The organism is Pusillimonas caeni, from assembly GCF_003545815.1.
In the GTDB taxonomy this organism is placed as follows: Bacteria; Pseudomonadota; Gammaproteobacteria; order Burkholderiales; family Burkholderiaceae_B; genus Pusillimonas; species Pusillimonas caeni.
Genome location: NZ_PDUW01000003.1, coordinates 497,310 through 509,078, shown reverse-complemented (window position 1 = coordinate 509,078; position 11,769 = coordinate 497,310). Strand labels below are relative to the sequence as shown.

13 protein-coding genes, 1 tRNA gene and 1 pseudogene are annotated in these 11,769 nt (G+C 63.8%); 7 read left to right on the top strand and 8 right to left on the bottom strand.

What is annotated here, in order from left to right:
- Nucleotides 1–166: 166 nt before the first annotated feature.
- From CSC67_RS09735 to CSC67_RS09715, 6 genes are all read left to right on the top strand, one after another.
- Nucleotides 167–1,036: a polyphosphate kinase 2 family protein gene (locus CSC67_RS09735; protein WP_118994308.1), complete on the top strand. Its 870-nt coding sequence runs from the start codon at nt 167–169 to the stop codon at nt 1,034–1,036.
- A gap of 78 nt (nt 1,037–1,114) precedes the next feature.
- Nucleotides 1,115–1,297 carry a CsbD family protein gene (locus CSC67_RS09730; protein WP_118994307.1) on the top strand — a complete coding sequence of 61 codons (183 nt, stop codon included), beginning with the start codon at nt 1,115–1,117 and terminating at the stop codon, nt 1,295–1,297.
- A gap of 51 nt (nt 1,298–1,348) precedes the next feature.
- Nucleotides 1,349–1,714, top strand: coding sequence for a hypothetical protein (locus CSC67_RS21230; protein WP_135227456.1), 366 nt, complete (start codon nt 1,349–1,351; stop codon nt 1,712–1,714).
- Between the two features lie 152 nt (nt 1,715–1,866).
- Nucleotides 1,867–1,943: transfer RNA gene (locus CSC67_RS09725), tRNA-Arg, on the top strand.
- A gap of 87 nt (nt 1,944–2,030) precedes the next feature.
- Complete coding sequence (locus tag CSC67_RS09720; RefSeq protein WP_118994306.1) at nt 2,031–2,990, top strand: phosphoribosyltransferase; 960 nt, start codon at nt 2,031–2,033, stop codon at nt 2,988–2,990.
- Between the two features lie 41 nt (nt 2,991–3,031).
- Complete coding sequence (locus tag CSC67_RS09715; RefSeq protein WP_118994305.1) at nt 3,032–4,213, top strand: alpha-hydroxy acid oxidase; 1,182 nt, start codon at nt 3,032–3,034, stop codon at nt 4,211–4,213.
- Nucleotides 4,214–4,323: 110 nt separating this feature from the next.
- Here CSC67_RS09715 and CSC67_RS09710 read toward each other — a convergent pair.
- The 8 genes and pseudogenes from CSC67_RS09710 to CSC67_RS09675 all read right to left on the bottom strand — a co-directional run bounded on the left by CSC67_RS09710 (nt 4,324) and on the right by CSC67_RS09675 (nt 10,535).
- Nucleotides 4,324–4,866: pseudogene (locus CSC67_RS09710) on the bottom strand (DUF488 domain-containing protein).
- Between the two features lie 3 nt (nt 4,867–4,869).
- Nucleotides 4,870–5,079, bottom strand: coding sequence for a hypervirulence associated TUDOR domain-containing protein (locus tag CSC67_RS09705; protein WP_118994304.1), 210 nt, complete (start codon nt 5,077–5,079; stop codon nt 4,870–4,872).
- A 139-nt stretch (nt 5,080–5,218) separates the two neighbouring features.
- On the bottom strand, nt 5,219–5,731 hold the full coding sequence (locus tag CSC67_RS09700; RefSeq protein ID WP_167752830.1) for a MarR family winged helix-turn-helix transcriptional regulator: 513 nt from the start codon (nt 5,729–5,731) through the stop codon (nt 5,219–5,221).
- 31 nt (nt 5,732–5,762) lie between these two features.
- Complete coding sequence (gene kynU / locus CSC67_RS09695; RefSeq protein WP_245220188.1) at nt 5,763–7,019, bottom strand: kynureninase; 1,257 nt, start codon at nt 7,017–7,019, stop codon at nt 5,763–5,765.
- 9 nt (nt 7,020–7,028) lie between these two features.
- A complete protein-coding gene (locus CSC67_RS09690) occupies nt 7,029–7,835 on the bottom strand; it encodes an aspartate dehydrogenase domain-containing protein (protein WP_167752829.1) in 807 nt (268 codons plus the stop codon).
- Nucleotides 7,836–7,870: 35 nt separating this feature from the next.
- Entirely contained in the window at nt 7,871–8,767 is an 897-nt protein-coding gene (locus tag CSC67_RS09685) for an ABC transporter permease (RefSeq protein WP_118994300.1), read from the bottom strand.
- A gap of 12 nt (nt 8,768–8,779) precedes the next feature.
- Nucleotides 8,780–9,586, bottom strand: a complete 807-nt coding sequence (locus CSC67_RS09680; protein WP_167752828.1) for an ABC transporter ATP-binding protein — start codon at nt 9,584–9,586, stop codon at nt 8,780–8,782.
- Nucleotides 9,573–10,535, bottom strand: a complete 963-nt coding sequence (locus CSC67_RS09675; RefSeq protein WP_167752827.1) for an ABC transporter substrate-binding protein — start codon at nt 10,533–10,535, stop codon at nt 9,573–9,575. Before CSC67_RS09675 ends, CSC67_RS09680 begins: the two co-directional genes overlap by 14 nt.
- A 215-nt stretch (nt 10,536–10,750) precedes the next feature.
- Here CSC67_RS09675 and CSC67_RS09670 point away from each other — a divergent pair, with 215 nt between their 5' ends.
- Entirely contained in the window at nt 10,751–11,632 is an 882-nt protein-coding gene (locus CSC67_RS09670) for an RNA polymerase sigma-70 factor (protein WP_118994298.1), read from the top strand.
- Nucleotides 11,633–11,769 lie beyond the last annotated feature (137 nt).

The following is an 11,769-nucleotide window of genomic DNA, read 5'->3' as shown; positions in this document are numbered from 1 at the left end:
AAACACCAGGCTGAACAGCGCTGGGGCGGAGCTGAACCGCTCCTGAAAGATACCGGGCCATGCTAGCACCGGAATCCGGTGCTGTCGAGCTGCGCCCTTCTTCTTGCGCACCCGGCCGATGTTGCACAAAATGTCATGTCCGCGACCGGGCCAGAATGGAGACAGCATGGCGATAGACCCCGACGAATACCGCATCGATCCGCGCAAGCCCTTTCGCATCGAAAAGGCCCCGACCCTGGCCGCCCCGATTTACGATTCCCACGACGACTACCAGCGCCGGCTGGCCGAATATGTCAACGACATGGACGAGCTGCAGGAAAAGCTCTATTCGTCCGGCAGCCATGCCGTGCTGGCCGTCTTCCAGGCCATGGACGCCGCCGGCAAGGACAGCACCATCCGCGCCGTGTTCTCGGGCATCAACCCCCAGGGTTGCAACGTGTCGTCCTTCAGGCAGCCCTCGCACCTGGAGCGCGCGCACGACTTCCTGTGGCGCGCCGCGCTGCAACTGCCCAGGCGCGGCATGATAGGCGTATTCAACCGCTCGTACTATGAAGAAGTACTGGTGGTTCGCGTGCATCCGGAGATTCTCGCCGATCAGAACATTCCCGGCGCGCCGGCCGTCAACGTCGTCTGGAAACAGCGCTACCGGTCCATCAGGGAATTCGAGGCCCATCTAAGCCGCAACGGAACCCGCATCGTCAAGTTCTTTTTGAACGTCTCCAGAGGTGAACAGGCAAAACGCCTTCGCGACAGAATCCAGACTCCCCGTAAAAACTGGAAGTTCGACCCCAACGACCTGTACGAGCGCCAGTTCTGGCCCCAGTACATGGAAGCCTACGAAAAATGCCTCAACGCCACCAGCACCGAAGACGCTCCCTGGTACGTCATACCCGCGGACGACAAGGAAAACATGCGCCTGATCGTCGCGGACATTCTGCTTCAGACCCTCGAGAAACTGGATCTGGCTTTTCCGAAAGTCAGCGATGAACAGAGAGAAGAAATGAAGAAGGCGGGAGAAGGTCTGCTCGATAAATAAAAGCCCTGGGGGCCGGGCATGCTGCTTGCATGCATAGACGGGTGACAGGGCATGTGCCCTGATTAACGGAGATCCGCTATGAACAAGGACCACGTGAAAGGCGCCGCCAAAGAAGTAAAGGGCGGCGTAAAAGAGGCAGTCGGCAAGGCGGCGAACAAGCCCATGACCGAACTGGAAGGGAAGGCCGAGAAGAACGCCGGCTCCGCCCAGCGCAAGGTCGGGGATGCCAAGGACGCGATCCGCGACACCAAGAAGCGCTGATCCGCCCCGTCGCTTTCCTCGAAATGGAATGAAATCTCCAGGAGAGCCGCCATGGCGCAAGAGCCGAAAAAACCCACTCATTCGGAGCCCGAACAGGGCGACGATATGGACGCCCGCTTGCACGAGCCCTACGGGCCGGGACAGTATCGATCGGGCATAGACGGGCCGGGACAGCCCGCCAAGAAGAACCCGGGACACACCAATCCGGCTCACAATACACCCAGTCACGAGCGAGGCGATAAACCCGACAGACCTGAACCGTCCGGCCAAGCCCAGCCCCCCAGCTATCCTGGAATCATGGGGCCGAAGGCGCGTGAACTGGCGCAGAAGTCAAAACCTCCGACCGAACCGGCATCGGAGAAGCATCCCGAAACCATCCATCCGCGGCAAAGAGATCCGGCCCGTCGGGGAAAATAGAGCCGGCCCGTCGGGGAAAATAGAGCCGCCGGCTTTTCCGGTTTGCGGCCGCCCTATGACGAAACTGCAACATTGGCTCGGGGGCCGCGGGCAGATAAAACGTACACCTGCAAGACACGAAAAAAAATCTATGTTATAGTTTCGCTTCTTTGGCGGCTGTAGCTCAGTTGGATAGAGTACTTGGCTACGAACCAAGGGGTCGTGGGTTCGAATCCTGCCAGCCGCGCCAGAATTACCCAGTGTTGTCAGCTGGTCGAAGCCGCTTGGGGTGCCTCCCCAAGCGGCTTTTTTATTGCCGTTTGACTACAATCGCCCTATGACCAGAGCCTATTCCTGCGATTATTACTGGGTCGAATCACTGATCGGCGGCTATGTTTCCCAATGGCGGTCGATGGGGTTCGATGCCGTGGTGGCCATCGCCCGCGGGGGCCTGGCGCCCGGGGTGATGGTGTCGACGGCGCTGAGCCTACCGCTGCACGCCCTCGGCTACGACCGCGCGACGCGCCGCGTTTCGTGGTTCACCCAACAGACTCCGGCGGCAGGCGCCCGGGTGCTGCTGGTCGAGGACATCGCGGGCCGCGGCACCACGCTTTCGGACAGCGTGGATTTTCTTCGCCGCCATGGATTCCAGGCCCAGACATTCACGCTTGCCTGGGACGATCAATCACGCGTCGTGCCGGATTTCGGCTTTCAGATACCGGCCGGCTGCCGCGCCTGGTTTCCCTGGGAGCGGGAATCGATCACCGACGCCTTCGGCGCCACGGGAAATCTGCCCGATCGCCCGGAGCACGACTATGCATCGTGGGCCATGGACCTGGACGGCATCCTGTTGCCCGACATCCCCGAAGAGCATTATTTGCATGATCTCGAGGCGGCGCTGCTGAGGCGCGACGCCCTGGAGCCGCACACGACGCTGCCCAATCGCGAGCTGCGCAGCCTGCCCATCGTCACCGGCCGGCCCGAACAGGACCGGGCGCGCACCCAGGCCTGGCTCGACCGCCATGGCTTCAGCGGCCGGCTCATCATGCGCGACGAGGCACGCTATACGGCGGCGCAAACCGCCCGGCACAAGGCCCAGGCCATCATCGAGCAGCGCTACACGCATTTCATCGAAAGCGACGCCATACAGGCGCTCGAAATCGCCAGCCAGGTCAAGGTGGCGCGAGTGCTATGGTGGAACGGGACGCGCGCCATGGCCGTGTACGCGCACGAGGCGCCCGAAATGGCGGCCGTCCGCGCAGCCGCCGCGGACCTGGTTCAAGCCGATACCGCCTAATTTATAATCGCCAGCTATCCCGCCCCGCATGCATCGGAGAAATGCCCTTGTCCCGCCTGACGACCGCCACCTGCATCGAAGACCTGCGCCAGATGGCCCAGCGGCGCGTACCGCGCATGTTCTACGACTACGTCGACTCGGGCTCATGGACGGAAAGCACTTATCGAAGCAACGTCGATGATTTTCAACGTCTGAAGTTCAGGCAGCGGGTGGCGGTGGACATCCAGTCGCGCAATCTGCGCAGCACCATGATCGGGACCGACGTGGCCATGCCCGTGGCACTGGCTCCCACCGGGCTGACGGGCATGCTGTGCGGCGACGGGGAAATCCTGGCCGCTCGGGCGGCGGAGCGTTTCGGCGTGCCCTTCACGCTCTCCACCATGAGCATATGCGCCATCGAGGACGTGGCCGCGCATACTTCGCGGCCGTTCTGGTTCCAGCTGTATGTCATGCGCGACCGCGACTTCATGCGCCGCCTGATCGATCGCGCCAAAGCGGCCGGCTGCTCGGCCCTCATGCTGACCCTGGACCTGCAGGTGATGGGCCAGCGGCACAAGGACATCAAGAACGGGCTTACCGCCCCGCCCAAGCCCACGCTGCGCAATCTGCTGAACCTGGCCACCAAGCCGCAGTGGTGCTTGTCGATGTCGCGCACCCCGCGACGCAGCTTCGGCAACATCGTCGGCCACGCAAAAGGAGTCAGCGACGTCTCGTCGCTTGCCTCATGGACGACCGAGCAATTCGACCCCGCCCTGTGCTGGCAGGACATCGAATGGATCAAGCAGGCCTGGGGCGGCAAGCTGGTGGTCAAGGGCATCATGGACGCGGAAGATGCGCGGCATGCGGTGGCCTGCGGCGCCGACGCTCTGATCGTTTCCAACCACGGCGGCCGCCAGCTCGACGGCGCGCCGTCTTCCATCGCCGCCCTTCCCCACATCGTGCACGCCGTGGGCGATGACATCGAAGTCTGGCTCGACGGCGGCGTGCGTTCGGGGCAGGACGTGCTGCGCGCCGTGGCGCTGGGCGCGCGGGGCACCCTCGTTGGCCGGGCCTTTCTGTACGGCCTGGGCGCCGGCGGGCAGGCCGGCGTCGAGCGCGCCTTGGAAATCATCGCCAAGGAGCTGGACGTCAGCATGGCCTTTTGCGGCCGGACCGACATCGGCGGCGTCGGCCGCTCGATTCTGCTGAATCCGCAGATCTTCGACGACCTGACGAAGATCTAGGCTGAGCCACCTTCACGTCACGGCGGCTCTCGTGGAGCAGGCCTCGTCTTGCCAGAGCTTGTGCCTGAGCCAGCCTTGCCCCGCCCATCTAAGAAACCAGAGCGGGAATTTCAGGCCGGATAGACGACGCTTCCGTCGGAGCGTACCACCGCGCCCGTGGTCAACCGGGCCGGTTCCAGCCGATTCGGACCCATAATGTGGAATACGGTTTCGCCGCGTGCGATCAAGTGATCGGCGATGAGGCGTCGATGGCAGCGCCACCACACCGCTTCTGAACACATGATGGCGCAGCGCCGCGTCCGGCCCTGCTCGACCAGACGCTCGAGCCCTGTCTGGAATTCCTGCGAAAGCGCATAGTCGGCATAGTTGTGGAAGCTTCTGTTCTTTCAGAAGCCATTGATATCCCCCGACACGCCCGCCCCCTTGCCGCGAAGGCCGCCCAGGGCCGCGATATGCTCATAGGCGATACGAGATGGCGCCAGGGCCAAAGGCAAGGCGTCTTCATTGAACTGCGGATTCGCCCTGGACATCGGAATTTTGCGCACGTCGACGATGCCTTCGATATGCGGGCCATTCAATAGCTCGAGGAATTCTTCGATACTCCGGTTGGAGTGCCCGATGGTAAAGAATGGCAGGGCCGTAGTCGCCGTCATGCGTCATGCGTGCTCGAGCGCGCTTTCCTTGTGGGCGGCGATGTGATCCGTCTTGTCGCTTTTGATTTCATACTGGGGCTCGTCTTTTGAGGCGCGATGCATGTGCCCCTTGTATTCGAAGTCGCTCGTGTGGACCTTGATGATTTTTCCGGAGACGCGCCCGGCCTCCGAGTTCCATTTCACGTGATCGCCGACCTTGAATTTTCCGCTCATTTCTTTCCTCCTCGGGCCGAGTGAGCCCGGCCACATCGGCTGCGTCAAGCATATACCGTTCCTGCAGGCCGATGCATCCGGTCAGAGGCCGAAAAACCTCGAGGCGGCATCGCGTCACCCCGATGTAGAAAGAGTCCGGCTATATGGAAGAACAGCCTTGCCGCAACCCCAGCATCTTATGCAGCAGCCCCACGAGCCGGTCCGCTTCTTTTTCAGACAGCTTGCCGGCGAGGCGTTTCTGATAGTCCGGGGTGATCACCGCCGCCTCGGCCACCATCTGCCGTCCCGAAGCGGTGAGATAAAGCCCGAAGGCGCGCTGGTCGCCCGCCGAGCGCTCGCGGCGCAGCAGACCTTTGCGCTCGCTGCGCTTGGCCAGGTCGCTCAGGGTGTTGACGTCGATGCCCACTGCCTCGGCAAGCTCGGCCTGGCTGGAGCCGGGCATGCGGTTGATGGTAAAGAGCAGTGCCAATTGGCGCGAGGTGGCCTCCAGGCCCTCGTAGGCCTGGGCGAACTCGGCTTCTGCGTGAAAATGCGCACGCCGCAGCAAATGGGAAAGCAGCTCGTGAAGCTCGAAGTCGACGGCCACGACGGGGACGGCGGCCTGCGCCCGAGGGCCCGGCGGCTCCGTGCTCTTGGAACGACTGTCATCCATATTCATCAATGCATGGCCTTGGAAACGATCGTCATGTTACCGCGGCCCTTGCTGAGTAGGCCGGGTCCCGCCAAAGCTTGCCGTCAAGCACCTCCCGCAGTGCCTCCACGGCGCGCGCCACGTCGGCAAAACCGAGATACAGGGGCGTGAAGCCGAAGCGCATGACGTCGGGCGCGCGAAAATCGCCGATGACGCCCAGGGCGATGAGCGCCTGCATTGCGGGATAGGCGTTTGCAAAACGCAGCGAGACTTGGCTGCCGCGCGCCTGCGGATCGCGAGGGGCGATGAGCGCCAGCCCGTGCCCCGCGCAACGGTCCTCGACCAGGTCGATGAAGTATTGGGTCAGGCGCAGGCTTTTTTCGCGAAGCTGCCCCATGTCCACGTCCTCCCAGTCGTCAAGCGCCCCCATGAGCGCGCGAAGCGAGAGCACCGGCGGCGTGCCGGTCAGGAAGGCCTTTATGCCGTTCGCCGGCGCATAGCCCGTCTCGAACTCGAACGGCCTTGCGTGTCCCCACCAGCCCGACAAGGGTTGGCGCAGTCGCGCGTAATGGCGCTTGGCGGCATAGACGAAAGCCGGAGCCCCCGGGCCGCCGTTCAGGTATTTATAGGTGCAGCCGACCGCGAAATCAGCCTCGCAGGCATCCAACTCGACCGGCAGCGCGCCCACCGAGTGGCACAGGTCCCACACTGCCAGGGCGCCCGCCGCGTGCGCCTTCGTGGTCAGGGCGCCCATGTCGCGCAGTTCTCCACTGCGATAGTCGACGTGATTGACCAGCACGACGGCCGTATCGTCGTCGATCAGTTCCTCCAGGGTGTCGGCGTCCCGCCCCGACAGCCGCAGGCGCGCCCCGGGCATGCGCGAGATCACCCCTTCCGCAATGTACAGATCTGTGGGAAAGCTGCTTGCCTCGGCCACGATGGTGCGGCGGCCGGGGCGCAGGCCCATTGCTGCCTGCAGCACCTTGTAAAGGTTGACGGTCACCGAGTCGCATACCGCGACCTGTCCCGCCTCGGCACCCACCAGCCGCGCAATCCGGTTACCCGCCAACAGGGGCATCTCGAACCAGCCGGCGGTGTTCCAGCTGCGGATGAGGCCCTCCGCCCATTCGCTTTGGGCCGCCGAATCCAGCGCGGCCAGGGCCGAGCGGCTGGCCGGGCCCAGCGAATTTCCATCCAGATAAATCACCCCTTCGGGCAGCAGAAAGCGTTCGCGGTGCCGCGCCAGCGGGTCGGCCGCGTCCAGGCTTGCCGGATCGAGCCCGGCCATCGATGTCGTCGTGCGTATCATGTCACCCTCTCAGACGTAATTCAAACCGGGCTGGAACACTCCCGCGGCCCGCAAAACCGAACTCAGCTGCGCCGCAAGCATCTCAGTACCCGAGACCCCCACCACCGGCTGGACCTTGCGGGACTCATGCAGGGAACCGTCCTTGCCGCGCGCCCGCACCTCTGCAATGGCGACGTCGAGCGCCGGATCGGCGACCAGCACGGCACGGCAGAGATCGAGCCCCACCGTGGCCAGCGCGCAGGTGGTCATGGTGTTCACATTGCGCGGAAACAGGCGTGCGATGCCCCGTACCGGCCCATCATAAACGACCGTCTCGCCCTCGATACCCGCCGGATCGATCCCGCTTTCGGAGAAATCGATATTGGCGGGGTTCTTACGGAAGGTGATCGTCACGTCCTCCCACATGTCGCGGACTTCGACCAGGTTATCCAGCCCGATCAGCGCGCCGTGCGGAATGAGGATGCGATGCCCGCCCGCCCTGGCGGCCGCCACCAGACGCGCCTCGACGTCGGCGTCGGCAAGCGCATTGACGGAAAGCGGAAGATAGTCGGACGCGCGCAAGAACGCCGCGCCATGCTCGACCGTCACCTGCGGGTGCGCGCACTCTACGATCAGGTCGGCCGAACGGTCGGCCGCCCGGCTCAGATCCGGCAGCGCCAGGCCTTCCGGCAAGGCCGAAAGCTTGCCGGCGTCGCGATTCCAGACGAATGCGAGCTCCAGCCCCCAAGCGGGATTGTCCTGTATCGACCGGCACAGGTGGCGCCCGATGAACCCGTAGCCCGCAACGCCGATACGAGTCTTGACCGCGGTCGACATGCCTTCCTCCTTCCTGCTGTGCGCGAGGGCCATGCTCATAGACCCGTACCGCTTACTTTGCGGCCGAACAGATACGGCCACCCGATGGTGAACAGGACGAAGAGCCCCGTCACCAGCTTCAGATCCGATGGGTCCAGCCCCAGCGCGAGCGCCAGGGAAGACAGCTGGTAATAGATCAGCGCGCCGACAACCGGCGCGGCGATCTGCCTTAACAGAGTGCCGCGCCCCATGACCGCCTCGCCGATGATGAGCGACGCCAGTCCGTTCACCAGCATGCCCAGACCCATGCCCACATCCGCATAGCCCTGCAGCTGGGCCATCAGGGCGCCCGCCAGACCGCTTATGGCCGAGGCCAGTCCCAGGCCTCCCGCGGTATAGGCCACCAGGCTGACGCCCAGCGCGGGAGCGAGATGCGGATTGGCGCCTATCCCGCGCAGGCCGAGGCCCATGTCGGTTTGAAGCATCCACCACAGGCCCAGGATCAGGACGAGCACCAGGACGCCGAAGAATACGATCTGCAGGCCCATGCTCGATACGATTGCCGCATCGACCCAGTCGTAAAGCGTCTCGAAGCCGAAAAGCGGCAGGTTGGGCTTGTCCAGGATGCGCAGGTTGACGCTCCACAGCATCGTCACCGTCAGAATGCCCGCAAGCAGCGAATGCACTTTGAACTTGAGGTGGATCAGGGCGGTCGTCATGCCTGCCAGGAAGCCTGCGGCCACGGCCGCGAGCGTGGCCAAGAGCGGATGCACACCCCATGTGATGAACGCGGTGGCCACCGCCGCGCCCAGCGGGAACACCCCCTCGCTGGACAGATCGGGCACCGAGAGGACCCGGAAGGGAATCATGATGGCCAGCGCGATGAGGGAGTAGATCAGTCCCTGGACCAGCGTCACCGGCACGAGATTCCAGAAGAGCGCAAGAATTTCCATGATGGATGAAGTTCAAGCCCGAAGTAGATGATGGTCGGCGGCGCCGGCGAAACGCTGCACGAGGTCGTCGACCGAAAGACCTTGCTTGGCCGCGGCGCCGAGGTCGACCCGGACGCGGCCCGCATTCATGGCGAGCAGGCGGTCGCCGAAATCGACGGCCTGCTGCATATTGTGGGTGATCATCAGCGCCGTGAGCCGGTCTTCTTCGATGATGCGGCGCGTGGCCCGCATGACGAGGTCGGCGGTTCCCGGATCGAGCGCCGCGGTGTGCTCGTCCAGCAGCAGCAGGCGGGGCTTGCGCAACGAAGCCATCAACAGGGCCAGCACCTGCCGCTGGCCGCCCGAGAGCTTGCCGGCCAGGACACGCATCCGGGTGTCGAGCCCCAGGCCGAAGGGCGCCAGTATTTCGGCAAAATGGCGCCGCCTGCTTGCATCGAGAGCCAGGCGCAACCCCCTGCGTAGTCCTCTTCTGCCCGCAAGGGCCAGGTTCTCTTCGATGGACAGCGCCGGCGCCGTGCCCAGCATGGGGTCCTGGAATACCCGTCCGACGTAGGCTGCGCGCCGATGCACGGCCAGCCGCGTGACGTCCTTTCCTTCCAGCTCGACGCGGCCGCCGTCCGGAATCAGGGCGCCCGATATGACGTTGAGCATGGTGCTTTTGCCGGCCCCGTTCGAACCGATGACGACCACGAACTCTTCCTGCGCAATGTCCAGGCTCAGGTCGTCCAGCGCCACCCTTTCGTTGGGCGTGCCTGCATGGAAGGTGACGCGCACGCGCTCCAGCCGCAGGGCCGGCCGGGTTTCCTCACTTGACGACACAGTCGCAATCCTTGAGCGCCGCGGGAAGCGTCAAGCCCAACACATCCATCTGACGCTGGCTGATGCGCAGAATGTGGTCTTCGGGCTTGGGCACCATGACCGGAATATCGACCGGATCGGCGCCGCGCAGCAGCCTCGCCGCCAATTCTCCGGCCTTCTCGCCGATGCGGTAGAAATCGGCGGAGAACGCCGCCAGCACATGCCCGTCGTTCACAGACGGCGTATTCGAGCCGAAAACCGGCATGGAGATGCGCGCGGCGGCGGAAGCGATAGCCGGGGCTGCAGGCTGGAGCAGGCTCGACGCGGGCACGAACAGGGCGTCGACGTTGCCCCGGGCGAACATCACACGTTGAGGGATGTCGTTGGCATTGTCCACGCCGATGAGCACCAGCTGCACGCCGTGCCGCGGCGCCGCGGCTTCCAGGCGCTTTACGAACGCCGTATCGCTGTCGTCGCCGGGGTTGTACAAAATACCCAGCTTCGCCATCTTCGGCAGCAGTGTCTTCATGAACTCCAGCGTCGCGTCGAAATCGGGTATGTTCGACACACCCGCCAGCAAGGGAGCGCCATGGTCCCATGATTTCAGCAAACCCGACTGCACCGGGTCGGTCACGGGCGCAAACACAATGGGAAAGTCCCGCTTCGCCAGTATCTGCTTGGCCGACTGCGCCATGGGGGTGGTGATCGTCAGCATCAGGTCGGGCTGTCCGGCGGCGAGCCGGTTCAGGAACTGGGGTACCAGCGAGCGATCGAAGTTCACGTTGCCCTCGTCGTAGACGGCGTCGACCCCCTCTTTCTGCAGCGACTTCTTGAACCCATCGGAAACCTGCTGAAGCGACAGGTGCGGGCCGAACATCGCAATAGCGACTTTCTTGGTTTCGGCCGCGGCGGGCGAGCCCGCCAGCAGGACGACAGCCGCCAGCACGCCGCCCAGAATTTTCTTGCGCATGGTATGTCTCCGTGATTGTTCTTTAATAAAGTACGAATACGTATTAAATGGGTAGACGAGGCGCTTGTCAACCCCCGCCCGGCTGTATTCCGCGCCCCGCATCGGAAAGGAAAGCTCAACGGAACGGACCAAGCGAGGACTCGGCGAAACAAGCCACCGGCATAGCGGTACACTGAAGCGGCAGAGCACAGCCGCTTGAACACCTTGACACCGAAATGGAAGACCACGCCCAGGTATTTGAACAATTCCGCGCTCGCTTGCAAGGCATTGCCTATCGGATGCTGGGCTCGGTCGCCGAAGCCGAGGATGTCGTGCAGGACGCCTGGCTGCGCTGGCATGATGCAGTCCGCGACGACATCGTCAACCTCGAAGCCTGGCTGGTGTCCGTCACCACCCGGCTTTCCATCGACCGGCTGCGCGCCGCCAAGACGCAGCGGGAACACTATTACGGCATATGGCTGCCCGAACCCGTGCTGTCCGAACCGCCAGCCACGCCCGAGCAGGCCAAGGAACGGGCGGATGATGTGTCCATGGCTTACCTGATGCTGCTGGAAAGGCTGGCTCCCGAAGCGCGCGCCGCCTTTCTGCTGCGTGACGTCTTCGACGAAGACTACGCGCAGATCTCGCACATCCTGGGCAAGTCGCAGGCCGCCTGCCGGCAACTCGTAAGCCGCGCCCGAATGCAATTGCGCGATGAGCGCCCCCGCTTTGCCGCCTCACAGGAAACCCATCGCCGTTTATTGGGCAAATTCGTGCAGACTCTTGCCAGCGGCGACCTGGGCGCCATCAGCGCGCTGCTGGCGGAAGATGCCGTGCTGATGGGAGACGGCGGCGGCCGCGTGCCGAGCTTCCCCGAACCGCTGCATGGCGGACGGCGCATCGCGCAGCTTTTCTATGCATCGCGGCTGCGCTTCAAGGATGATCTGCACATCGAAATCGTCTGCCTCAACGGCCGATGGGCGCTGCTGCGCTTCGTCGAAGGCCGGATCGAATCCGCCATGGAAATCGAATCGGACGGCGAGCGCATCGCGCGGCTGTATGTGCAGCGCAACCCCGAAAAACTCCGGCATCTGGCCGACAGCCGCAAACGGCCATGAAGCAATAGCCGGCATACCGGCGGCATTGGTGCGCAACAGGCAACAGTGCCGACACGCCAATGGGGCTTCCGCATCGCGCGGGCCTCTATTACGATCATTCATATACCGCGATACCGCCCGCCTTCCCGGCTTGCGGC

What these genes read in the sequence shown, in the direction of transcription:
- CSC67_RS09735 (WP_118994308.1), top strand. Translation starts at nt 167, where the DNA reads ATGGCGATAGACCCCGACGAATACCGCATCGATCCGCGCAAGCCCTTT.
- CSC67_RS09730 (WP_118994307.1), top strand. Translation starts at nt 1,115, where the DNA reads ATGAACAAGGACCACGTGAAAGGCGCCGCCAAAGAAGTAAAGGGCGGC.
- CSC67_RS21230 (WP_135227456.1), top strand. Translation starts at nt 1,349, where the DNA reads ATGGCGCAAGAGCCGAAAAAACCCACTCATTCGGAGCCCGAACAGGGC.
- CSC67_RS09720 (WP_118994306.1), top strand. Translation starts at nt 2,031, where the DNA reads ATGACCAGAGCCTATTCCTGCGATTATTACTGGGTCGAATCACTGATC.
- CSC67_RS09715 (WP_118994305.1), top strand. Translation starts at nt 3,032, where the DNA reads ATGCCCTTGTCCCGCCTGACGACCGCCACCTGCATCGAAGACCTGCGC.
- CSC67_RS09705 (WP_118994304.1), bottom strand. Translation starts at nt 5,079, where the DNA reads ATGAGCGGAAAATTCAAGGTCGGCGATCACGTGAAATGGAACTCGGAG.
- CSC67_RS09700 (WP_167752830.1), bottom strand. Translation starts at nt 5,731, where the DNA reads ATGGATGACAGTCGTTCCAAGAGCACGGAGCCGCCGGGCCCTCGGGCG.
- kynU (WP_245220188.1), bottom strand. Translation starts at nt 7,019, where the DNA reads ATGATACGCACGACGACATCGATGGCCGGGCTCGATCCGGCAAGCCTG.
- CSC67_RS09690 (WP_167752829.1), bottom strand. Translation starts at nt 7,835, where the DNA reads ATGTCGACCGCGGTCAAGACTCGTATCGGCGTTGCGGGCTACGGGTTC.
- CSC67_RS09685 (WP_118994300.1), bottom strand. Translation starts at nt 8,767, where the DNA reads ATGGAAATTCTTGCGCTCTTCTGGAATCTCGTGCCGGTGACGCTGGTC.
- CSC67_RS09675 (WP_167752827.1), bottom strand. Translation starts at nt 10,535, where the DNA reads ATGCGCAAGAAAATTCTGGGCGGCGTGCTGGCGGCTGTCGTCCTGCTG.
- CSC67_RS09670 (WP_118994298.1), top strand. Translation starts at nt 10,751, where the DNA reads ATGGAAGACCACGCCCAGGTATTTGAACAATTCCGCGCTCGCTTGCAA.